The organism is Streptomyces sp. NPDC107454, assembly GCF_055582885.1.
The window spans coordinates 74574-95308 of sequence record NZ_JBVJPA010000017.1 but is presented as its reverse complement, the minus strand read 5'-3'; the positions used below and the strand labels follow the sequence as shown (position 1 = coordinate 95308).

23 protein-coding genes are annotated in these 20735 nt (G+C 71.3%); 12 read left to right on the top strand and 11 right to left on the bottom strand.

Annotated features, from left to right (window positions below):
• Positions 1-314 precede the first annotated feature (314 nt).
• Positions 315-2306 carry an APC family permease gene (locus tag ACZ69M_RS37915; RefSeq protein ID WP_470057210.1) on the top strand — a complete coding sequence of 664 codons (1992 nt, stop codon included), beginning with the start codon at positions 315-317 and terminating at the stop codon, positions 2304-2306.
• Between the two features lie 10 nt (positions 2307-2316).
• Here ACZ69M_RS37915 and ACZ69M_RS37910 read toward each other — a convergent pair whose 3' ends face one another.
• Positions 2317-2862 (bottom strand): SixA phosphatase family protein, encoded by a 546-nt coding sequence (locus ACZ69M_RS37910; protein WP_470057208.1) that lies wholly within the window; start codon positions 2860-2862, stop codon positions 2317-2319.
• Complete coding sequence (locus ACZ69M_RS37905) at positions 2859-3539, bottom strand: hypothetical protein (protein ID WP_470057206.1); 681 nt, start codon at positions 3537-3539, stop codon at positions 2859-2861. Before ACZ69M_RS37905 ends, ACZ69M_RS37910 begins: the two co-directional genes overlap by 4 nt.
• Before the next feature lie 262 nt (positions 3540-3801).
• On the opposite strand from ACZ69M_RS37905, the gene ACZ69M_RS37900 reads away from it, so the two are divergent.
• The 3 genes from ACZ69M_RS37900 to ACZ69M_RS37890 all read left to right on the top strand — a co-directional run bounded on the left by ACZ69M_RS37900 (position 3802) and on the right by ACZ69M_RS37890 (position 6913).
• Positions 3802-4482, top strand: coding sequence for a response regulator transcription factor (locus ACZ69M_RS37900; RefSeq protein ID WP_470057204.1), 681 nt, complete (start codon positions 3802-3804; stop codon positions 4480-4482).
• Positions 4483-4595: 113 nt separating this feature from the next.
• Positions 4596-5741: an acyl-CoA dehydrogenase family protein gene (locus ACZ69M_RS37895; protein WP_470057202.1), complete on the top strand. Its 1146-nt coding sequence runs from the start codon at positions 4596-4598 to the stop codon at positions 5739-5741.
• Between the two features lie 2 nt (positions 5742-5743).
• Complete coding sequence (locus ACZ69M_RS37890) at positions 5744-6913, top strand: acyl-CoA dehydrogenase family protein (RefSeq protein ID WP_470057200.1); 1170 nt, start codon at positions 5744-5746, stop codon at positions 6911-6913.
• Positions 6914-7143: 230 nt separating this feature from the next.
• Here the strand turns inward: ACZ69M_RS37890 and ACZ69M_RS37885 are convergent, their stop codons facing one another.
• Both ACZ69M_RS37885 and ACZ69M_RS37880 read right to left on the bottom strand, forming a co-directional pair.
• Positions 7144-7662: a MarR family winged helix-turn-helix transcriptional regulator gene (locus ACZ69M_RS37885; RefSeq protein ID WP_470057198.1), complete on the bottom strand. Its 519-nt coding sequence runs from the start codon at positions 7660-7662 to the stop codon at positions 7144-7146.
• Positions 7663-7746: 84 nt separating this feature from the next.
• Positions 7747-8412 (bottom strand): SDR family NAD(P)-dependent oxidoreductase, encoded by a 666-nt coding sequence (locus tag ACZ69M_RS37880; RefSeq protein ID WP_470057196.1) that lies wholly within the window; start codon positions 8410-8412, stop codon positions 7747-7749.
• Positions 8413-8612: 200 nt separating this feature from the next.
• On the opposite strand from ACZ69M_RS37880, the gene ACZ69M_RS37875 reads away from it, so the two are divergent.
• Positions 8613-9020, top strand: a complete 408-nt coding sequence (locus ACZ69M_RS37875; RefSeq protein ID WP_470057194.1) for a CoA-binding protein — start codon at positions 8613-8615, stop codon at positions 9018-9020.
• 75 nt (positions 9021-9095) lie between these two features.
• On the top strand, positions 9096-9536 hold the full coding sequence (locus ACZ69M_RS37870; protein ID WP_470057192.1) for a GNAT family N-acetyltransferase: 441 nt from the start codon (positions 9096-9098) through the stop codon (positions 9534-9536).
• Between the two features lie 82 nt (positions 9537-9618).
• Here ACZ69M_RS37870 and ACZ69M_RS37865 read toward each other — a convergent pair whose 3' ends face one another.
• The 3 genes from ACZ69M_RS37865 to ACZ69M_RS37855 form a co-directional block, all read right to left on the bottom strand.
• The gene (locus tag ACZ69M_RS37865) at positions 9619-10467 is read right to left on the bottom strand and encodes an alpha/beta fold hydrolase (protein WP_470057190.1); all 849 of its coding nucleotides are present in this window, start codon (positions 10465-10467) and stop codon (positions 9619-9621) included.
• A gap of 138 nt (positions 10468-10605) precedes the next feature.
• Positions 10606-12828, bottom strand: a complete 2223-nt coding sequence (katG, locus tag ACZ69M_RS37860) for a catalase/peroxidase HPI (RefSeq protein WP_470057188.1) — start codon at positions 12826-12828, stop codon at positions 10606-10608.
• Positions 12812-13072 (bottom strand): hypothetical protein, encoded by a 261-nt coding sequence (locus ACZ69M_RS37855; protein ID WP_470057186.1) that lies wholly within the window; start codon positions 13070-13072, stop codon positions 12812-12814. Before ACZ69M_RS37855 ends, katG begins: the two co-directional genes overlap by 17 nt.
• Before the next feature lie 135 nt (positions 13073-13207).
• On the opposite strand from ACZ69M_RS37855, the gene ACZ69M_RS37850 reads away from it, so the two are divergent.
• From ACZ69M_RS37850 to ppk2, 4 genes are all read left to right on the top strand, one after another.
• Positions 13208-13624 (top strand): Fur family transcriptional regulator, encoded by a 417-nt coding sequence (locus ACZ69M_RS37850; RefSeq protein ID WP_351695584.1) that lies wholly within the window; start codon positions 13208-13210, stop codon positions 13622-13624.
• A gap of 183 nt (positions 13625-13807) precedes the next feature.
• Positions 13808-14962 (top strand): inorganic phosphate transporter, encoded by a 1155-nt coding sequence (locus ACZ69M_RS37845; protein WP_470057184.1) that lies wholly within the window; start codon positions 13808-13810, stop codon positions 14960-14962.
• A 19-nt stretch (positions 14963-14981) separates the two neighbouring features.
• A complete protein-coding gene (locus ACZ69M_RS37840; protein ID WP_470057182.1) occupies positions 14982-15218 on the top strand; it encodes a hypothetical protein in 237 nt (78 codons plus the stop codon).
• 21 nt (positions 15219-15239) lie between these two features.
• Complete coding sequence (gene ppk2 / locus ACZ69M_RS37835) at positions 15240-16124, top strand: polyphosphate kinase 2 (RefSeq protein ID WP_470057180.1); 885 nt, start codon at positions 15240-15242, stop codon at positions 16122-16124.
• Positions 16125-16140: 16 nt separating this feature from the next.
• Here the strand turns inward: ppk2 and ACZ69M_RS37830 are convergent, their stop codons facing one another.
• Entirely contained in the window at positions 16141-16500 is a 360-nt protein-coding gene (locus ACZ69M_RS37830) for an ArsR/SmtB family transcription factor (RefSeq protein WP_470057178.1), read from the bottom strand.
• Between the two features lie 17 nt (positions 16501-16517).
• On the opposite strand from ACZ69M_RS37830, the gene ACZ69M_RS37825 reads away from it, so the two are divergent.
• Positions 16518-17744, top strand: a complete 1227-nt coding sequence (locus ACZ69M_RS37825; RefSeq protein ID WP_470057176.1) for a cation diffusion facilitator family transporter — start codon at positions 16518-16520, stop codon at positions 17742-17744.
• Positions 17745-17755: 11 nt separating this feature from the next.
• Here the strand turns inward: ACZ69M_RS37825 and ACZ69M_RS37820 are convergent, their stop codons facing one another.
• Positions 17756-18313, bottom strand: coding sequence for a YbaK/EbsC family protein (locus tag ACZ69M_RS37820; protein ID WP_470057174.1), 558 nt, complete (start codon positions 18311-18313; stop codon positions 17756-17758).
• Between the two features lie 43 nt (positions 18314-18356).
• The gene (locus ACZ69M_RS37815; RefSeq protein ID WP_054229045.1) at positions 18357-18929 is read right to left on the bottom strand and encodes a helix-turn-helix domain-containing protein; all 573 of its coding nucleotides are present in this window, start codon (positions 18927-18929) and stop codon (positions 18357-18359) included.
• A 116-nt stretch (positions 18930-19045) separates the two neighbouring features.
• On the opposite strand from ACZ69M_RS37815, the gene ACZ69M_RS37810 reads away from it, so the two are divergent.
• Positions 19046-19903: an EamA family transporter gene (locus ACZ69M_RS37810; RefSeq protein ID WP_470057407.1), complete on the top strand. Its 858-nt coding sequence runs from the start codon at positions 19046-19048 to the stop codon at positions 19901-19903.
• A 16-nt stretch (positions 19904-19919) separates the two neighbouring features.
• Here ACZ69M_RS37810 and ACZ69M_RS37805 read toward each other — a convergent pair whose 3' ends face one another.
• Positions 19920-20687 (bottom strand): acyltransferase, encoded by a 768-nt coding sequence (locus tag ACZ69M_RS37805; RefSeq protein WP_470057172.1) that lies wholly within the window; start codon positions 20685-20687, stop codon positions 19920-19922.
• Between the last annotated feature and the right edge of the window lie 48 nt (positions 20688-20735).

The following is a 20735-nucleotide window of genomic DNA, read 5'->3' as shown; positions in this document are numbered from 1 at the left end:
CCGCCGCGCACCGCGTCCGACCCGTGGCAGCAGGTCCGCCGATGATCACCACCGGCGAGGGCACCGCGCCCCTCCGGGCGCACAAGGCGCCCTGAGCCCCACGCCATCGCCCCGGCGGCACCACCACGACGACCCCGTCACCACGCGGACAACCCGTGTCGCCCCGCGGCCGATGCCCGTCGTCGCTCCGGTCCCGGCGGGGCCCCTCCGGACGTCCGGACCCGGCTCAGGTGCGTGGGGCGGGGTGGTGGATACTCGCTCCTCGTTGCCCGAAGCCGGATCGCCGGCCCGACCGATCGCAGGGAGATCGCAGCATGACCGGCACCCAGGTGGACAGTTCGGACTCCGCGGAGCCCCTCGAACGGGAGCCCTCCGCAGCCGCGCCGCGCTGGCGGGCGTGGCTTCTGGAGGGACTCAGCGAGCAGTCGGCCAAGCACCCCGGCCCGCACGCCACCCCGGACGCCGAGCACCAGGGCCACAAATGGTGGCGGGTGATGTGCCTCACCGGCGTCGACTACTTCTCCACGCTGGGTTACCAGCCGGGTATCGCGGCCCTCGCCGCCGGACTGCTCTCCCCGCTCGCGACCCTCGTCCTGATCGGGCTCACCCTGCTCGGCGCACTGCCGGTCTACCGTCGCGTCGCCAAGGAGAGCCCGAACGGCGAGGGTTCGATCGCGATGCTGGAGCGGCTGCTGCCCTGGTGGGCCGGGAAGATCTTCGTCCTGGTGCTGCTCGGCTTCGCGGCCACCGACTTCTTGATCACGATCACCCTGTCCGGAGCGGACGCCTCCGCACACGTCGTGGAGAATCCTTTCGCTCCGCACTGGATGCACGGTGGGAACACCTGGATCACCCTCCTTCTCATAGCCGCGCTCGGCGCGGTCTTCCTGAAGGGCTTCAAGGAGGCCATCGGGATCGCGGTGGCGCTCGTGGCCACCTATCTCACCCTCAATGTCGTCGTTCTGGCCGTCTCCGCCTGGCAGGTGCTCAGCCACCCGGTGAAGATCGGCGACTGGACCGACGCGATGACGGCCGCACACTCCTCACCACTCGCCATGATCGGCGTGGCGCTCCTCGTCTTCCCGAAGCTGGCGCTCGGCATGTCCGGCTTCGAGACGGGCGTGGCGGTGATGCCGCAGGTCGAGGGCGACCCGACGGACACGCACGAGAAGCCGACGGGCCGCATCCGCGAGACCCGCAGGCTGCTCACCACGGCCGCCGTGATCATGAGCTGTTTCCTGCTGTTGTCCAGCCTGGCGACGACGATCCTGATCCCCCAGGACGAGTTCAAGAGCGGCGGTTCGGCGAACGGCCGTGCCCTCGCCTACCTGGCCCACCAGCACCTGGGCGAGGCGTTCGGCACGGTCTACGACCTCTCGACCATCGCGATCCTCTGGTTCGCGGGTGCCTCCGCACTCGCCGGTCTCCTCAACCTCGTCCCGCGCTACCTGCCGCGCTACGGCATGGCCCCCGAGTGGACGCGCGCCGTCCGCCCCCTCGTGCTCGTCTTCATGGCGGCCGCGGTCCTCATCACGCTGTGGTTCAACGCGAACGTCGACGACCAGAGCGGCGCGTACGCGACCGGTGTGCTGGTCCTGATGCTCTCCGCGTCCTTCGCCTCGGCGGTCGCCGTGCACCAGCGGGGCCACCGCGCCGCCGCGATCGGCTTCGGCGCGATCACCGCGGTCTTCGGCTACACCCTGGTCACCAACGTCATCGAACGCCCCGACGGCATCAAGATCGCACTGATCTTCATCCTGGCGATCCTGATCACCTCGTTCGCCTCGCGGGTGCGCCGCGCCTTCGAACTGCGCGCCGCCGAGGTGACGTTCGACGAGGCCGCGGCCCGTTTCGTCGACGAGGCCGCGGCGAGCGGACCGCTGCGGCTGATCGCGAACGAGCCGCACGAGCACAGCACCCGGGAGTACCGCGCCAAGGAGTACAGCCAGCGCGAGCAGACGCACATCCCGGACGGCCGTCCCGTGCTGTTCCTGGAGGTGTTCGTGACCGACTCCTCGGACTTCACCGCCGACCTGACCGTGCACGGCGACGAGAAGCACGGGGTGCGCAGGCTGCGCGTCGAGGGCGCGACCGTGCCCAACACCATCGCGGCCGTCATGATGCGGCTGCGCGACCGCACCGGCCAGGTCCCGCACGCCTACTTCAACTGGACCGAGGGCAACCCCCTCAGCCACCTGGTCCGCTTCCTCGTCTTCGGCGACGGCGAGGTCGCCCCGGTCACCCGCGAAGTGCTGCGCCGCGCCGAGCCGGACCCCGAGCGCAGGCCCCGGATCCACGTGGGCTAGCCCTTCCTCCTCATTCCTTCTTCTTGCCCCGCGGCACGGTCATGCCCGTCAGCAGCGCCGTGCCCGGCGCGAGTGCGTCCCAGGAGTCCCCGTGCCAGGCGAGGACCGCCGTCGCGGAGGTCGGGAACTTCGTCCGTACGTCGTCCAGCGCGTCGTCGAGGCTGTCCCCGGCCAGTTCGAGCACGAGTTCCTCCACCCCGGGGTTGTGCCCGATCAGCAGCAACGTCCTGATCTGGTCGGGGACTTCGTGCAGGACCGCCAGCAACTCCGGTACCCCGGCGCCGTACAGCCGCCGGTCGAACCGTACGGGCGGCGGGGTGCCCCACTGCCGGGCCGCCAACTCCCAGGTCTGGCGGGCGCGTACGGCGGTGGAGCACAGGGCGAGGTCCGGCAGACAGTCCGCCTCGGCGAGGGCGCGTCCGGCGGCCGGGGCGTCACGGCGGCCGCGTGGGGCGAGGGGCCGCTCGTGGTCGGCGACACCCGTGGGCCATGCCGACTTGGCGTGCCTCAGGACGACGAGTCTGCGCAGCGGGCCCGCTCCGGCGCGCGCGATCACCGCTGCGCCCCGATGTCACGCGTGAGTTCGAGCCCGAGGAGACGGTCGGCGTAGGCGTACGTCTCGAAGCGGGCGCCGTCCGGCACGTCGTCCGCGTGCTCGACGCGCCGCAGCACCTCGAGTACGGCGGGTACGTCGAGGTCGTCCTCCCACGCGGCGCGCAGTTCCTGGCGTACGCGCTCGGGGACGGGCCTGGACGGCCGGGTGGCCCAGGTCGCGACGGACTTGCGCCAGCGCGCGAGCGTCTCGCGGGCGCCGTCGAGGTCGGCGGCGGCGAGGTCGACGGACTGTCGGCGTGGGGCCGCGAGCAGGACCATCCTCAGCAGCGCCGGGTCGGCCGTGCCGTGCACCGGGGCGACCTCGATGCGGATGCCTGCCACGGTGGTGGCGTCGGGCGCGAGCACATGCAGGGCCGGGCCCGCACCGCTCCGGTCGCCCTCTGCCCGGCGGATGCCGAGCGCGTCGGCGCGCGCCCGGAGCTCCGGGGGCGGGTCGGCCACCGTGACGACGGGGGTCCCACCGAGTTCCAGGGTCCTGGCGAGCACGTCGGCGACCAGCAGCACCCGTAGGGCGGACAGATCGTCCCGCTCCACGTGCGCCTCGACGCGGGTCAGGCTCCGGCGGGCAGGGACGGCGTCGATGGGCTCGCCCGTTCGGGCGTCGGTGATACGCAGCACGGAGCGAGCGTAGGCGGGCGGGAGCCCGGGCGCAGGGAGGTCGGACCCATTCCGGACACGCGAGCTGCCCCTGCCGTCCCGCGTACGGGAGGTGGTGGTTCCACCCCGGGGGGTGTAGCCCACTGCACCAGAGGTTCGGGAGATCACTCTCTCGTGGGCGCGGCCGGGGGACGGGAGGGTTGATCCCGACGGACAACAGGCCGTCGACCTCGGAGATCCCGCCTCCTCACCCTTCTTCGGCCCGGAAGAGGACCTCATCCCCATGACCATCCGTGTCCTGCTCGCCGACGACCAAGCCCTGCTGCGGGCGACGTTCCGCATCCTGATCGACTCCTGCTCCGACATGGAAGTGGTCGACGAGGCCGCCGACGGCCGGGCAGCGGTCTCACTCGCGCGTACCCATCGCCCCGACGTCGTCCTCATGGACATCCGTATGCCGGAGGCCGACGGGCTCACCGCCACCGCCACCATCTGCGCCGACCCCGGCCTCTCCACCACCCGCGTCCTCATCCTCACGACGTTCGAGACCGACGAGGACGTGGCCCGGTCCCTGCGCGCCGGAGCCAGCGGCTTCCTCGGCAAGGACGTCACCGCGGACGAACTCCTGAGCGGCATCCGTACCGTGGCGGCGGGCGACGCGCTGCTCTCCCCCCGGGCCACCCGCACCCTGGTCACCCGGTTCCTCGCCTCCCCCGCTCCCGGTGCCCAGCCGGCGCTTCCCGGACGGCCGGCGGCTCTCACCGCCCGCGAGCGAGAGGTGACCGCGCTGGCGGCCGAGGGAAGGTCCAACGACGAGATCGCCGAGGAACTCGTCGTCAGCCCGCTGACCGTCCGCACCCATGTGCACCGCGCCATGACCAAACTCCACGCCCGCGACCGGGCTCAACTGGTCGTCATCGCCTACCGGTGCGGACTCGTACAGGCCTCACGGCCCCCGGAGTGAGCGAGCCCGGCCCGCATGTCGACCCCCTGGCCACAGCGCCCCACCGTGAGCGAGAATGCCGTATGCCAGAATTGGAGAATGTGACTTATATCACTCACTAGGGGGCACGACTCGTGGACCTGGACTTCACGGACGACCAGAGTGCGCTTCGCGACACGTTGCGCACGTTCTTCGAGAAGGAGTCGTCCACCGCGGCCGTACGGGCGGCGGAGCCACTCGGGTTCGACGCGGCGCTGTGGCGGAAGGTCGTCGACCTGGGACTCGCCGCGATCGCCGTACCCGAGCACCTCGGTGGCGGCGGAGCCGGTTTCGTGGAACTGGCCATCGCGGCGGAGTGCCTCGGGCAGTCCCTGGCTCCGGTGCCCCTGATCGAGGCGGCGGTGGCGAACGACCTCATCGCATCGCTGTCCGACACCGCATCGCTGTCCGACGGAGGTTCGCCGCTGCCCGGCAGGGGCTCGTCGTCGGCCGGCGCGCCGGATGCCCGCCTGGAGTCCCTCACCGCACGCGCCGTCGCGGGCGAGCTCCTGGCGACCCTGGCCCTGCGCCCGGCGACGGGCGACCTCGCGCGGCTGGTGCCGGCGGGCGCGGTGGCCGATCTCGTGGCCGTCCTGCGGGGTGACGAACTCCTCCTGCTCCGGCAGCCGGACCGCGGCCCCGCCGCGCCGGGCGGGGCCGTCCACAATCTCGGGGCGCTTCCGCTCGCCGACTGCCCCATCGACACGGAACACGCCCTGGTGCTGGCGCGCGGACCGGCCGCCCTCCGCGCCTATCGCCGCGCCCTGAGCCGGTGGGAACTGCTGACCGGCGCGGCGCTCTTCGGCCTCGGCTCGAAGGCCCTCGACATCGGCGTCGACTACGTGATGCAACGCAAGGCGTTCGGCGTGCTCATCGGCACGTTCCAGACCATCCAGCACCGCCTGGCCGACAACGCGGTCGCCCTCGACGGCGCCCGCCTGCTGGCCTACGAGGCGGCCTGGGCCCAGGACGAGAACCTGCCGACGGCCGACACCTCGGCGACCATGGCCTTTCTGTTCGCCGCGGAAACCGCCCACAAGACGGCGTCGGAGGTCCTGCACTTCCACGGCGGATACGGCTACACGCTGGAGTACGACATCCAGCTCTACTTCCGGCGGGCCAAGGCCTGGTCACTCGTCGCGGGCGACTCCCGCGCGGCGTACGCGCGGCTCGCGCACCGCGTCTTCGGCGCGAGACAGGCCCAGGCACCGGCACCGGCACCGGCAGAGAGAGCGGGCTGACGATGGACTTCCGCGAATTCGACGAACTGGCCTCGCACCGCGAGGCAGCCTGCGCCTGGGTCGAGGCCCATGTGCGACCGGAGTGGGGGGAGGAACAGCGCCGCTCCGGCACGCATCAGACGGCCGAGCTGCACACCCTGCTCGCGCGCGACGGGATCCTCGCGGCCGACTGGGCGCCCGAGTACGGCGGGAGCGGGGTCGATCCCGGCTTCGCCCGGGCCGTGTTCGACGAACTCGGCCGCAGGGGGCTCGCCTCCGACGGCTGGTCCACGACGTCCATGGTGCTGCGCACCATCGAGCACGTGGGAACCGAGGAGCAGAAGCGTGAGTACATCCCGGCCGCGCTCCGCGGCGACAGGCTGATCGCCCTGGGCTACAGCGAGCCGGACTCCGGCTCGGACGTCGCGGCGGCGAAGACCACCGCGGTCCGGGACGGCGACGAGTGGGTCATCAACGGCCAGAAGATGTTCACCAGCACCGCCCAGCTGTGCAGCCATGTGTTCGTGCTGGCCCGCACCAGTCCGGACGTTCCCAAGCACAAGGGGCTGTCGATGTTCCTCGTGCCGACCGACAGCGCCGGGTACGACATCCAGCCGATCCACACGCTCGGCGGGCAGCGCACCAACGCCACGTTCTACGCCGACGTGCGGGTCCCGGACTCCGCACGCCTCGGCGGGGTCGACGGCGGGTGGGGCGTCATGCACGTGGCGCTGGTCCACGAACGCTCCGCGTCCAGCCCCGGCTCGGACGGCGCTTCCCTGGTCAGGGATCTGGCCGCCTGGGCACGCACCGCGCGACGCCCCGACGGGACGACGGTCCTCGACGACCCGCTGGCCGCCGAGCGGATCGGCAGGATGGCGGTCGACGAGGAGGTCACCCGCCTGCTCGCCCTGCGCAACCGGTGGCGCGCCCAGAAGGGCGACCTCCCCGGTGTCGAGGGGTCGATGTGGAAGCTGTTCGCCACGGAGGCCGCGCAGCGCCACTCCAGCGACATCCTCGACATCCTGGGCCCCGAGGGCGTACTGGCCCCGGACGCGGCCGGCGCCCCCGCGGGCGGCAGGTTCGAGGAGGGCTTCCGGGCGGCGGTGGTCGGCACCATCTACGGCGGGACCAGCGAGATCCTCCGCGAGATCATCGCGGAGCGCCACCTCAGGCTGCCCAGGAACCGCTGACGGTACGGGGTCCTGAGGGGCGGCGGGCAGCGACGTACAGCAAGCGCCACCGACCGGCGGCGCCGAGGCTCGACCGGGTGACCGGCGGCGCCGAGAAGTCGGACCCAGGAGCGCGAATCGGGCCCGAGGACCGCAACAGCGTTGTGGGCGGAAACGGCCCGCGTGCCCGCCGGGGCACCGCTTCCGCGTCCCCCGGGCACGGCCCCCGCGCAGGCCCGCACCCCCCGCCGTCAGGCCTTGCGAGGAACCTCGGGCAGCGGGTCGATCTCGTCCTCCGCATGTGCGAAGAAGTCGTCGGCCAGCCGATGGCACAGCGTGGCGAGCCGCTCCAGGTCTCCCGGCGACCAGTCCGCCAACGCGACCGACATGCCTCGGCAGCTCACCTCCCGCACGCGGTCGACCGCGTCCCGGCCGGCCGGCGTGAGTTCGATGCGCTGGGCCCGGCGGTCGTTCGGATCCGGGACGCGCGTCAGATAGCCGGTCTTCTCCAGCTGCTGCACCTGCCGGGTCACGTGGGACGCCTCGACGGACAGCAGGTTCGCCAGCTCACTGGGCCGCAACGAGCCGGAGTCGGCGACCTGCCGCAGCAGCGCCACGGCGGCCCGGTCCAGCGGCAGTCCGGCCAGCGCCATGAGGCGCTCATGCTGACGAACCCTGCTGGTCAGATACGAGATACGGGTGAGCGCACGCTCGATCTCGGCCACGTCCGTCAGCGCGGGATCTGCTGGTCTGGGCGGTGGTGTCGACATGGGACGACTCTAACGTCTACTTGCATAAGTCAAGCAATATCGAGTGAGGCCGAAAGGTCGTGAGGGCCGCTCGGGCCCCGCCCCTCAGGAGTCGAGGTCGTCGGCGAAGTGCCGGTAGCCGTGCCGGTCCTGATGGATGTTCCAGAGGGCCTCCGCGAGCACGGCGGGATCCTTCCTGGGATGTCCGGGGCTGATCGCGCCGGGGATGACGAGTTGCGCGACATGGATGCCCTCGTCGGCGAGCGCGCCGTGCAACAGGTGTCCGTAGGCGCTCTCGGCGGCGAAGGCGAGGGAGGTGCCGGCCCGGTCGGGGTGGGGTACCGCGGCGGTGCCGCCGTTGACGAGGAGGATGGTGCCGCGGCTGAGGGCGCGCATGCCGGGCAGTACCTGGTGCACGGCGACGACGGGGCCGTACACCGAGAACTCGATCGGTCCCACGAGGTCGGCCGGGGTGGTTTCCAGGACCGGCCGCATGAACTCCCGCTGCGGGACCGGGCTGTACTGCATGACCTCGATGGGCCCCAGGGTCGCGGTCGCCGCGTCCAGCGCCGCTTCGAGAGCCTTCGGGTCGCGTACGTCGGCCGCGAAACCGCGCACCGTCAGACCCTCGCCCACCAACTCGGCGGAGAGGGTCTGCGCCCGGTCCGTGGTGCGGGTGATGAGGGCGACGTCGAACCCCTCGCGGCCGAACCGCCGTGCGACGGCGACTCCGAGGCCGGGGCCTGCTCCGATGATGGCGATGGTGGTCATGGTCTTCCTTGGGGCCTCGGGGGTGGGGCAGCCTACGAGGGGCAGCATGCCCGCAGTGGGCCCCCGCCGCTCGTCACTCGCGGACAGGGCCCCACGCCACGGGGAATCACCATGTGCCTCATGCTGTTCTCCGGCTGAGCACGCATGACAGGCCACGCGGGCCCATGACAGTCCTTGACACCAGACCCAGGAGGCCGACCGTGTACGGCGACCCGGCAACGATCCGCAAGATCCTCACCGAACTCGGCGACACCTGGGCGATCGTGGGCCTCTCGTCCAACGAGGGGCGGGCGGCGTACGGAGTCGCCGACGTCCTCCAGCGCTACGGCAAGCGGATCGTCCCCGTGCACCCGAAGGCGGAGACCGTGCATGGCGAGAAGGGCTACCCGTCGCTGGACGCGATCCCGTTCGACGTCGATGTCGTCGATGTCTTCGTCAACAGCGACCTCGCGGGGCCCGTGGCCGACGAAGCCGCCGCCGTCGGTGCCAAGGCCGTCTGGTTCCAGCTCGGAGTCCTCGACGAGGGCGCGTACGGCCGTACCCGCGCCGCCGGACTCGACATGGTCATGGACCGCTGCCCCGCCATCGAGATCCCGCGCCTCGGCTGAGCGACGTCAGCACGGCGAGCCGCTTCGGGGCAAACCCGGTTGACGGCCAGTGGTGGCGATCGGTTTGCTGCTCCGGTGTCCACACTCACCTTTCAGCAGTCGGACGACGAGGCCGGTCTCAAGGACTGGCAGTACGTCCACAATGTCATCGTGCCGCCCGCCGCCCTCTCGCTCGACGAGGTCCGTGAGCGGGCCGGGCGCAACCACCTGGAGATCGCGTACCTCGGCGACGTCCTGGTGGGCTGCTCGACCGTGCGTCCGCCCAAGGACGGCGGCTCGACGGCCACGGTGATCGCCCGGGTCCTGCCCGCACATCGCCGGCAGGGGTTCGGTGAGGAGCTCTACGAGCGCGGGCTGAAGCAGGCACGGGCGCTGGGCGCGGACGTGATCGAGACGGTCGTACTGGCGTCCAACGAGGACGGGCTGCGGTTCGCCGTGCAGCGCGGGTTCGTCGAGATCGAGCGGTATGTGCTGCCGGGCGAAACGGCCGAGTGGGTCGACCTGCGACTGGCCTGAGCCCGGCCGGGTGCGGTGACCGCACCCCGGTCACCGCACCCCGGTCACCGCACCCCGGTCACCGCACCCGGACCACGCCCGGTCACCGCGCCCGGTCGAGGAACGCCGTCACCGTTTCCGTGAAGCGCCGGGGGTCGTCGAGCCACGGGTGGTGGCCGGCCCCCGGCTGGACGATCAGCTCCCCCTCGGGGAACAGCTCCGCCACGGTGGCGGCCACGCGCGGCAGTGGGCCACTGTCGAGTTCGCCCGCGAGCAGCAGGACCGGGGCGTCCAGCGTGGCGACGGCGGCGCGGGCCACGGCGGGTTCGAAGGCACCTGCGGACGCGTACAGGTCCGCGGCCTCCTCGTTGGTCTGTTCGACCTCGGTCCCGGCGTGCGCCTGCGCGCTCGCGTCCCAGCGGCCGTAGAAGAACGGGGCGGCGGCGTCCCAGTCGGCATCGGCCGTCGAGCCCGCCCAGATCCGTTCGTAGGCGTCGTACGCCGCCGCGAACCACGGCTCGGCCCCGCGCCGCGCGGCGGCTTCCCGGCGGTGCTCCTCGGTGAAGTCGATACCGAGGGCCCGGGCGCGCCCGGTGACCGAGGTGAGGGTGCGGATGCGGTCCGGATACCGGGCCGCGTAGAGGAGCGCGAGGTCGCCCGCCGCCGAGTGGGCGAGGAGATCAACCCGCTCCAGCCCCAGGTGCGCCCGGAATGCCTCGACGTCGTGCACCTGCCGGTCGCAGCGGTACGTCGCCGGGTCGGCCGGCACTGCGGAGGAACCGGTCCCCCGCAGATCCAGCAGGAACAGCCGACGGTGCCGCGACAGCCCGCCGAGGTCGCCCAGATAGGCGGAGGCACGCATGGGCCCACCGGGCAGACAGAGCAGCGGCTCTCCCTGGCCCGTGACGTGGTAGGCCAGTTCGGTCCCGTCGGGGGCGGAGAAGATCGGCATTCCGTCATCCTCATGACGACGGGACACTCGGGGCAAGCGTTTTTACGCGGCGCCGGGGGAGGTCACCGGACCAAAAGACGTCCAGGCCGACCGGTACGGGTCGGCCTGGACGTCCTGTCCTGGATGATCAGGCGAGGATCAGACCAGGTCGAACCGGTCGAGGTTCATGACCTTGTCCCACGCCGCGACGAAGTCCTTCACGAACTTCGCCTTGGCGTCGTCGGCCGCGTAGACCTCGGCGATCGCGCGCAGCTCGGAGTTCGAGCCGAAGACGAGGTCGGCACGGGTGCCGGTCCACTTGACCTCGCCGGTGGCGTCGTCGCGGGCCTCGAAGGTGGTCGCGTCCTCGGACGTCGGCGTCCACGTCGTGCCCAGGTCGAGCAGGTTGACGTAGAAGTCGTTGGTCAGCGTGCCGGGGTTCGCGGTGAGGACACCGTGCGCCGACTGCTGGTGGTTGGCGCCCAGGACGCGCAGGCCACCGACGAGGACCGTCAGCTCGGGCGCGCTCAGGGTCAGCAGGTTCGCGCGGTCCAGCAGCAGGTACTCGGCCGGGAGGCGGTTGCCCTTGCCGAGGTAGTTGCGGAACCCGTCGGCGGTCGGCTCCAGCGCGGCGAAGGACTCCGCGTCGGTGTGCTCCTCCGTCGCGTCGACGCGGCCCGGGGTGAAGGGCACCTCGATGTCGTGACCGGCGTCCTTGGCGGCCTTCTCGACGGCGGCGCTGCCGCCGAGCACGATCAGGTCGGCCAGGGAGACCTTCTTGGCGCCGGTGCTGAACTCCCGCTGGATGCCCTCCAGCGTGCGCAGCACCGCCGCGAGCTGGTCGGGGTCGTTGGCCTCCCAGCCGCGCTGCGGCTCGAGGCGGATGCGCGCGCCGTTGGCGCCGCCGCGCTTGTCGCTGCCACGGAACGTCGAGGCCGACGCCCAGGCGGCGGAGACCAGCTGCGGGACGGTCAGACCCGAGGCGAGGATCTTCGCCTTGAGGGCGGTGACGTCGTCGGCGCCGATGGCCTCGCCCTCCGCCTCCGGCAGCGGGTCCTGCCACAGCAGGGTCTCCTCCGGGACCTCCGGGCCGAGGTAGAGCGACTTCGGGCCCATGTCACGGTGGGTCAGCTTGTACCAGGCGCGGGCGAAGGCGTCCGCGAACTCCGCGGGGTTCTCGTGGAAGCGACGGGAGATCGGCTCGTAGATCGGGTCGAAGCGCAGCGACAGGTCCGTCGTGAGCATCGACGGGGCGATCTTCTTCGAGGCGTCGTGGGCGGCCGGGACGGTGCCCTCGCCCGCGCCGTCCTTCGGCTTCCACTGGTTGGCGCCGGCGGGGCTCTGGGTCAGCTCCCACTCGTAGCCGAAGAGGTTGTCGAAGAAGCCGTTGCTCCACTGGGTGGGCGTGGTGGTCCAGGTGACCTCCAGGCCGGAGGTGATGGCGTCCGCGCCCTTGCCGGTGCCGTACGTGCTCTTCCAGCCCAGGCCCTGTGCCTCGATCGGGGCGGCCTCGGGGTCGGCGCCGACGCTCTCCGCCGGGCCCGCGCCGTGGGTCTTGCCGAAGGTGTGACCGCCCGCGATGAGGGCGACCGTCTCCTCGTCGTTCATCGCCATGCGGCGGAACGTCTCACGGATGTCGCGGGCCGCGGCGATCGGGTCCGGGTTGCCGTTGGGGCCCTCGGGGTTGACGTAGATGAGGCCCATCTGGACGGCGCCGAGCGGGTTCTCCAGCTCGCGGTCGCCGGTGTAGCGCTGGTCGTCGAGCCAGGTGGTCTCGGGGCCCCAGTACACGTCCTCCTCGGACTCCCAGACGTCCGCGCGGCCGCCGGCGAAGCCGAAGGTCTCGAAGCCCATCTGCTCCAGGGCCACGTTGCCGGTGAGGATCATGAGGTCGGCCCAGGAGAGGCTCTGGCCGTACTTCTTCTTGACCGGCCACAGCAGGCGGCGGGCCTTGTCGAGGTTGCCGTTGTCCGGCCAGCTGTTGAGGGGCGCGAAGCGCTGCTGGCCGGTGCCGGCGCCGCCACGGCCGTCGCTGATGCGGTAGGTGCCCGCACTGTGCCAGGCCATCCGGATCATGAACGGGCCGTAGTTGCCGAAGTCGGCCGGCCACCAGTCCTGCGAGGTGGTCAGCACCTCGGCGATGTCCTGCTTCACGGCCGCCAGGTCCAGGGTCTCGAACGCCTCGGCGTAGTCGAACTCCTCACCGAGGGGGTTCGCGACGGCGGGGTTCTTGGCCAGGATCTTCAGGTTGAGCCGCTCCGGCCACCACTGGCGGTTTCCGCCGCCCTGGGTCGGATGCGCGGCGCGCCCGTGCGCGACGGGGCAGCCACCTGCGCCCTCCGACTTCGCATCGGTGACGATTGCATCATGGTTCTCGGACATGGGAATCCTTCCGGACGGGGCGGATCACTGTGCTCAGGAACTGCGGGCGGTGGAACAGTCGGTCGAAACAGTCGAAACAGCCGGGGCACTGACCCCTGGGGACGTCGTCGACGACACCGTACGACCGGCGCATGACGTAGTGGTGGCAGTCGCCGACGCGTCGCTCGAACCGGGTCGGGCTGCCGGGCTCGGGGGTGCGCTCGCGACCGAAGTGGGCGAGCTCCACCCTTCTTCTGAACGTCACGTGCCTTTCCCTGCTGTTGTCCGGTCCCTTGGCTGTCGCCAGAACTGATCCTACGATGGACCCAGTCCAAGTCAATACGAGAACCAGACCCGTACGGATTCATTCGTCGGACGATGCATGATGAGGCTGGTGAGCATGAGTGACCTGCTCGAACGACTTCGCGGACGCGGCTGGCGGATGACCGCCCAGCGCCGGGTGGTCGCCGAGGTACTCGACGGCGAGCACGTGCACCTCACCGCGGACGAGGTGCTCGCACGTGCCACCGCCCGGTTGCCGGAGATCTCCCGCGCGACCGTCTACAACACCCTCGGCGAGCTCGTTTCGCTCGGTGAGGTGATCGAGGTGGCCACCGACGGCCGCGCCAAGCGCTACGACCCGAACGCCCACCACCCCCACCAGCACCTGGTGTGCTCGGGCTGCGGCGCCGTCCGGGACGTCCACCCCCACGGCGACCCCCTGTCCGACCTGCCCGCCTCCGAGCGGTTCGGCTTCACCGTCTCCGATGTCGAGGTGACCTACCGGGGCCTGTGCCCCGACTGCGGCCGCGCATAGGACGGGACCGAGCGAGCAGAGGACGGGTACCGCGCGCAGGACGAGTTTCAGCCACCGCACACCGACCGTTCCCCGAGCCAACCGCGTCGCGGCCCGCTCCCCCTGCCGTCACCTTCACTCCGGCTCACACCGCCTTCGCCTCCGGTTCGCCCGGCGTACGACTGCGCTCGCTTCCATGAGGGGATGGACCACATCACGTTCCTCGTGGCGGTCGTCATCGTCACGGCGCTGGCCTTCGATTTCACCAACGGATTCCACGACACGGCGAACGCGATGGCCACGTCCATCGCCACCGGGGCACTGAAGCCGAGAACAGCGGTCCTCATCAGCGGCGTCCTGAACATCGGCGGAGCGTTCCTGTCCACCGAGGTCGCCAAGACCATCTCGGGCGGCATCGTGGACGACACCCTGGTCACCCCAGGAATGATCTTCGCGGGCCTGGTCGGCGCGATTCTCTGGAATCTGCTGACCTGGCTGCTCGGGCTGCCCTCCAGTTCGTCGCACGCCCTGTTCGGCGGACTGATCGGGGCGGTCTGGGTCGGCGCGGGCGAGCACGGCGTGCACGTCGACAAGGTGGTCGAGAAGGTGCTGATCCCGGCCGTGGCCTCGCCGGTCGTGGCGGGCGTCGCGGCGCTGCTGGCCACCTATCTCGCATACAAGATCACCGCACGGGCCCGCCAGGACTCGGTGACCAAGGGCTTCCGCCTCGGCCAGATCGCCTCGGCCTCGCTCGTCTCCCTGGCGCACGGCACGAACGACGCCCAGAAGACGATGGGCGTCATCACGCTGACGCTGATCTCGGCGGGGGCGCTCGGTCACGACGCCGGTCCCCCGGTGTGGGTGATCGCGTCCGCCGGTCTCGCCATCGGACTGGGCACCTACCTCGGCGGCTGGCGGATCATCCGCACGATGGGCAGGGGGCTCACCGACATCCAGTCGCCCCAGGGCTTCGCGGCCGAGGCCGCCGCCACCACCGTGATCCTCACCTCCGCCCACCTGGGTTTCGCGCTCTCCACCACACAGGTCTGCTCCGGCGGCATCCTCGGCGCCGGCCTGGGCAGGCGGCTGGCCGAGGTCCGCTGGGGCACGGCGGGCCGCATGGTGATCGCCTGGCTGGTCACGCTGCCCGCCGCCGCGCTGGTGGGCGGGGTCTCGGCGAGCGTGGTGAAACACGGCGGCACCTTCGGCACCGTGGTGATCGCCCTGTGCGCCGCCGCCGTCGCCGCGTTCATCGTGCTCGCCTCGCGCCGTAACCCGGTCCGTGCGGACAATGTGAGCGACGCCCACGAGGTCACCGTCCGTGCCGCTGGGCCGACGACCGTCGGCACCGTCGCCTGAGCCAAGGGGAAGTCGTACGATGCATGTGGACTGGACCGCACTGGGCGAGGTCACCGCGGTGAGCATCGCCGTCACTGTCGGAGTGGTGGTCGTCTTCGCGCTCGGCGTGCTGGGTGTCTCCCAGGCCGAGGCGGCACGTGAGAAGGACGCCGACGGCACCCACGCCCTCGGTTTCGCACAGGCCGGACTGTGTTTCCTGGCCTGCGCGGCGGTCGTCGCGTACGGAATTTACCTGATCGTGCCGCAGTTCCACTGAAATGAAGCCGGGGAGGCCGCGATGACACCATTGCTGACGGGTTTGACCGTCGATTACAGCGACCATGACGACCCGGTACTGATCCGGTCGGACGGCAGTCCGGTCGAGACCTGGCGTGAGAACTACCCGTACCACGAGCGCATGGAGCGCAAGGAGTACGAGTGGCACAAACGCCTCCAGCAGATAGAACTGCTGAAGCTGCAGAGTTGGATCAAGGCGACAGGCCGTCGACTGGTCATCGTCTTCGAGGGACGTGACGCGGCAGGCAAGGGCGGCACGATCAAGCGGTTCACCGAGCATCTCAACCCGCGCGGTGCCCGGGTGGTGGCGCTGGAGAAGCCGACCGAGCGCGAGCGCGGCCAGTGGTACTTCCAGCGGTACGCGGAGCATCTGCCGACCGCGGGCGAGATCGTGATGTTCGACCGGTCCTGGTACAACCGGGCCGGCGTCGAGCGCGTGATGGGCTTCTGCACGGACGACGAGTACCGCCGCTTCATGCGGCAGGCGCCCGCCTTCGAGCGGATGCTCGTCGACGACGGGGTGGACCTGATCAAGTTCTGGTTCTCCGTGTCGCAGGGCGAGCAGCGCACCCGTTTCACGATCCGCCAGGTCGATCCCGTACGACAGTGGAAGCTCAGCCCCATGGACCTGGCTTCCCTGGACCGCTGGGAGGACTACACCGCCGCCAAGGTCTCCATGTTCCGCGAGACGGACACCGAACAGGCCCCCTGGACCGTGGTGAAGAGCAACGACAAGAAGCGGGCGCGCGTCGAGGCGATGCGCAGCGTCCTGGCCCGCTTCTCCTACACGGACAAGGACGAAGAGGTCGTCGGCAGCCCGGACCCGAGCATCGTGGGCGCGGCGGCGAACCTGCTGGAGGCGGGCGAGGACGACACCGGTCACTGAACGCGGCGGGGTTCGCTCAGTCGTGCGACGGGCGATCGGTGAGGCGGTGGTCGGCCAGGTTCAGCGCCTCGTCGACCACCCGGCGCAGATGGCCGTCACCGAGTGAGTAGATGACCCGGCGGCCCTCCTTCCGGGTGTTCACCAGACCGGCGAGACGCAGCCGGGCCAGATGCTGGCTGACGGCCGGGCGCGCGGCCCCGCACACCTCGGTGAGCGTCGTGACATCGGCCTCTCGGCCGGTCAGCGCGTGCAGGAGGGCGAGCCGGGTGCGGTCGCCCAGGAGGGCGAGGAGTTCGGCGGCGAGCACGAACTGTTCCTCGCCGGGAGTTCGCGGATGCGCATCATGCGCAGGTGATAGGTGCATGCGTGCGCTCATACGCACATAATGGCCCCATGGACGCCGACACGTCCACTCCCGCGCACCGGAAGGGGACTCCCGTGAGCGACCTGCACCACGAGCACGGCCACGACCACGACCACAGCGGCGGTCGCGGCCACTCCCACGATCACGGCACGCCCCACGGCCCTGACCACGGCCATGACCACGGTCACGGCCACAGCCACGACCGCTCGGGGCACGACGACCACCCGCAGTCTCATCCCCATCCGCACCCCCACACCCACAGCACCTCTTCCGGGCCCCTCTCCCGTCTCCGTCACCTCCTCACCCCCCACTCCCACGAGACCGGCGACAAGCTCGACTCCGCGCTGGAGTCCTCGGCGCGCGGTATGCGGGCCCTGTGGGTGTCCCTCGTCGTCCTCGGTACCACCGCTGTGGCGCAGGCGGTGGTGGTCGTGGTCTCCGGATCGGTCGCGCTGCTCGGCGACACGGTGCACAACGCCGCCGACGCGCTCACGGCCGTCCCCCTCGGCATCGCGTTCGTGCTGGGCCGGCGCGCGGCGACGCGGCGCTTCACCTACGGCTACGGCCGGGCGGAGGACCTCGCGGGCATCGTGATCGTGCTGACGATCGCCGCGTCCGGTGCCTTCGCGGCCTGGACCGCGCTCGAGCGGCTGATCGACCCGCGTCCTCTGCACCACATCCCGGTCGTCGCGGCGGCCGCGGTGATCGGCTTCCTCGGCAACGAGTGGGTCGCCCGGCACCGCATCCGGGTCGGGCGTGAGATCGGCTCGGCCGCCCTCGTCGCGGACGGCCTCCATGCCCGTACGGACGGATTCACGTCACTCGCGGTGCTGGTGGGGGCGGGCGGCGCGGCACTGGGGTGGCAACTCGCCGACCCGCTGGTGGGCCTGGCGATCACGGCCGCGATCCTGCTGGTGCTGCGCGACGCGGCCCGCGAGGTCTTCCGGCGTGTGATGGACGCCGTGGACCCGGAGTTGGTCGACTCGGCGGAACGGGCCCTGCGGGAGATCCCCGGCGTGCACGGGGTGGGTGAGCTGCGGCTGCGCTGGATCGGGCACCGGCTGCGCGCCGAGGTGGCGGTCGTGGTGGACGGCGAGGCGAGTGTGCGACAGGCGCACCGGATCGCCGTCGAGGCCGAACACGCCCTGCTGCACGCCGTACCGAAGCTCACCGCGGCCCTCGTGCACGCCGATCCGGCCCCCGCGCCGGGCGAGACGGACCCGCACCTGGCGCTGGCGCATCACATGGTCGCCTAGGACCTGTCCGGTCAGGCGATGCCCAGCCCCTCCAGCACCACCGCGTTCGGCAGTTCGGCGAACGCCTTGCCCGGAACCAGCAGCTTCCCGCGCCGCCGGCCACTGCCCACCAGGACGTACGGCAGCTCGACGACCGCCGAGTCCACCAGCACCGGCCAGTCGCCGGGCAGCCCGATCGGGGTGATACCGCCGTACTCCATGCCGCTCTCGCCGGTGGCGGTGTCCATCGGGGCGAACGAGGCCTTGCGGGCGCCGAGTTGGCGGCGTACGACGCCGTTGACGTCGATGCGGGTGGCGGAGAGGACCACGCAGGCGGCGAGTGTGGTCTCGCCGCCGCGCTTGCCCGCGACGACCACGCAGTTGGCGGACTGGTCCAGCAGTTCCTTGCCGTAGTGCTCGACGAAGGTCGCGGTGTCGGCCCACTCGGGGTCCGTGTCGACGTACACGATCTGGTCGGCGGGGACGGTACCGCGCCAGTGTCGTACACCGTCCGCGACCGGGCGGGTGAGCTCGTCGAGGCAGTCGGGGGCGGCCGTGGCGTGGTCGAAGTGTCCGATGGGAGCGCGCATGGCGGCACGCTAACAGCCGCTCCGCTCCGCCCGGTGGGGCGTCTCAGTGCACGAGCGGGACCGACACCGCCATGACCATCTCCACCGGCACGTCGCCCTTGTTGGCGTACGTGTGGGGGGTGTTGGCCTCGAAGGACACGCTCGCGCCCTCGGGGACGCGGTAGTCGGTCCCGTCGACGACGAGGGTGAGGTCGCCCGCCATGACGTGGACGAGTTCGACCGTCCCCGTGGGGTGCGGGTCCGAGGGGCTGCCGTCGCCGGGCATGAGCCGCCAGTCCCACATCTCCAGCGGTCCGGGCGCCTCGGTACCGGCGAGGAGGCGGTTGTAGCTGCCCGCGTCCGTGTGCCACAGCCGTACGGCCTGCTCGGCCGGGACGATCCGGACCTTGGGGCCCTGCTCGTAGTCGAGGAGGGTCGTGATGCTGACGCCGAGCGCGTCACCGATCTTCACGACGGTACCGATGCTGGGGTTGGTCCTGGCCTGCTCGATCTGGATGAGCATGCCGCGGCTGACTCCGGCGCGGCCGGCGAGCACGTCCAGGGTGAAGCCGCGCTCGGTGCGCCAGCGCTTGACGTTGCGCGCCAGCGACTGGGTCAGCAGGTCGAGATCCGACACATTCCGTCCATGAGTCCGTGTCCAATATTCTAGATTACAGAGTTCAACAGAATGAACTATGCTGTGGTGCACCTGATCGTTCACTGAACTGTACTGCGAGGGGCCCGATGACGGCACTGACAGCGCTCTTCGCCCTGGCCACCAGCCTCCTGTGGGGCCTGGCCGACTTCGGCGGAGGACTGCTGACCCGGCGTACGCCCGCGCTCACCGTGGTCGTCGTCTCGCAGTCGATCGCGGCGGTGGTACTGGGCGCGATCGTGGTCGTGACCGGCGGCTGGAGCGCGGCGGGACCGCAGCTGTGGTTCGCGTTCGCCGCCGGACTCGTGGGACCGGTCGCGCTGCTCTCCTTCTACAAGGCGCTCGCCCTGGGCCCGATGGGCGTCGTCTCCCCACTCGGCTCCCTGGCCGTGGCCGTCCCCATCACCGTGGGAATCCTCCTCGGGGAGCGCCCCGGGCTGACGCAGGTGGCGGGGATCGCGGTCGCCGTCGTGGGCGTCGTACTCGCCGGCGGGCCCCAGTTGAGAGGCGCCGCCGTGCAGCGACAGGCGGTCCTCCTCGCACTGATCGCCGCGCTCGGCTTCGGCACGGTGTTCGTGCTGATCGCGGAGGCGTCCTCGTCGGTGACCGGGCTGTTCCTCGCGCTGTTCGTGCAGCGCCTGACCAACGTCGCCACCGGCGGCGCGGCGCTCCTCGTCTCCGTGCGGCGCGGCGCCGCCGCCCTGCCCGAGGGCGGCTTCCCCTGGCGCTCCCTGCCCGCGCTCGCCTTCGTCGGCCTCGCGGACGTCGCGGCGAACGGCACGTACTCCGTCGCCGCCCAGCACGGCCCGGTCACGGTGGCCGCCGTCCTCGCCTCGCTCTATCCGGTGGTCACGGCCCTCGCCGCACGGGGCTTCCTCAGCGAACGGCTGCGCGCAATCCAGGCCGCGGGCGCGGGCCTGGCGCTGGTCGGCACGGTCCTGCTGGCCACCGGCTGATCCGCGCCGATCGACCTCAGGACGACTCGGCGTCCAGCTCCGCCAGCCGCTCCACGGTCTCCTCGTCCAGCTCCGACAGCGCGAGCAGTTGCTCCGGGGTCACCCCGTCGGGAATCGGGACCGGCGCGGGCGTCCGCAGCGGCGGCTGCCAGCCACAGGCCGCGTCCCAGCGCCGTACGACCCGGGCGGGAGCCCCCGCCACGACCGAGTGGTCCGGCACCGTGCCGCGCACCACCGCGCCGGCCGCCACCACGACGTTCCGCCCGATCCGCGCCCCCGGCAGGATCACCGCCCCGGTGCCGATCCAGCAGCCGGATCCGATCTCCACCGGCTCCATCCGGGGCCACTGCTTGCCGATGGGCACGTGCGGATCGTCGTACGAGTGGTTCGTGGACGTCACGTACACATACGGCCCGAAGTAGCAGTCGCTGCCGATCGTGACCGTCGTGTCGGCGATGACGTGGCTGCCGCGGCCGAGCACGACTCCGTCGCCGACGCGCAGGATCGGGTCGGCGCCGAGGTCGAGGTCGGGCATCAGACCGGCGGTGAGGGTGACCTGTTCGCCGACGATGCAGTGGGCGCCGAGGTGGATCCAGGGTTCACCGAAGACGGTGCCGAGCGGGAAGGCGAGTCTGGTACCCGTTCCCATCGCGCCGAAGCGCAGCCGCCCAGGGCGCTCGGCCGTCACCGAACCCGTGCGCTGCACCCAGGCCCAGCACGCGTGGACGGCGCGCTGCGCGAGGCGGCGCCGCCATGATGAGAACACGTTCCTGTTGCTGGGCACCCGCTCACCGTACTCAGGGCGGCCTGGGCCCAGCAGAGATCACCGCTG

What these genes read in the sequence shown, in the direction of transcription:
- ACZ69M_RS37830 (WP_470057178.1), bottom strand. Translation starts at nt 16,500, where the DNA reads ATGAGCGCACGCATGCACCTATCACCTGCGCATGATGCGCATCCGCGA.
- ACZ69M_RS37845 (WP_470057184.1), top strand. Translation starts at nt 13,808, where the DNA reads ATGGACCACATCACGTTCCTCGTGGCGGTCGTCATCGTCACGGCGCTG.
- ACZ69M_RS37825 (WP_470057176.1), top strand. Translation starts at nt 16,518, where the DNA reads ATGGACGCCGACACGTCCACTCCCGCGCACCGGAAGGGGACTCCCGTG.
- ACZ69M_RS37865 (WP_470057190.1), bottom strand. Translation starts at nt 10,467, where the DNA reads ATGCCGATCTTCTCCGCCCCCGACGGGACCGAACTGGCCTACCACGTC.
- katG (WP_470057188.1), bottom strand. Translation starts at nt 12,828, where the DNA reads ATGTCCGAGAACCATGATGCAATCGTCACCGATGCGAAGTCGGAGGGC.
- ACZ69M_RS37915 (WP_470057210.1), top strand. Translation starts at nt 315, where the DNA reads ATGACCGGCACCCAGGTGGACAGTTCGGACTCCGCGGAGCCCCTCGAA.
- ACZ69M_RS37820 (WP_470057174.1), bottom strand. Translation starts at nt 18,313, where the DNA reads ATGCGCGCTCCCATCGGACACTTCGACCACGCCACGGCCGCCCCCGAC.
- ACZ69M_RS37885 (WP_470057198.1), bottom strand. Translation starts at nt 7,662, where the DNA reads ATGTCGACACCACCGCCCAGACCAGCAGATCCCGCGCTGACGGACGTG.
- ACZ69M_RS37850 (WP_351695584.1), top strand. Translation starts at nt 13,208, where the DNA reads ATGAGTGACCTGCTCGAACGACTTCGCGGACGCGGCTGGCGGATGACC.
- ACZ69M_RS37880 (WP_470057196.1), bottom strand. Translation starts at nt 8,412, where the DNA reads ATGACCACCATCGCCATCATCGGAGCAGGCCCCGGCCTCGGAGTCGCC.
- ACZ69M_RS37890 (WP_470057200.1), top strand. Translation starts at nt 5,744, where the DNA reads ATGGACTTCCGCGAATTCGACGAACTGGCCTCGCACCGCGAGGCAGCC.
- ACZ69M_RS37840 (WP_470057182.1), top strand. Translation starts at nt 14,982, where the DNA reads ATGCATGTGGACTGGACCGCACTGGGCGAGGTCACCGCGGTGAGCATC.
- ppk2 (WP_470057180.1), top strand. Translation starts at nt 15,240, where the DNA reads ATGACACCATTGCTGACGGGTTTGACCGTCGATTACAGCGACCATGAC.
- ACZ69M_RS37900 (WP_470057204.1), top strand. Translation starts at nt 3,802, where the DNA reads ATGACCATCCGTGTCCTGCTCGCCGACGACCAAGCCCTGCTGCGGGCG.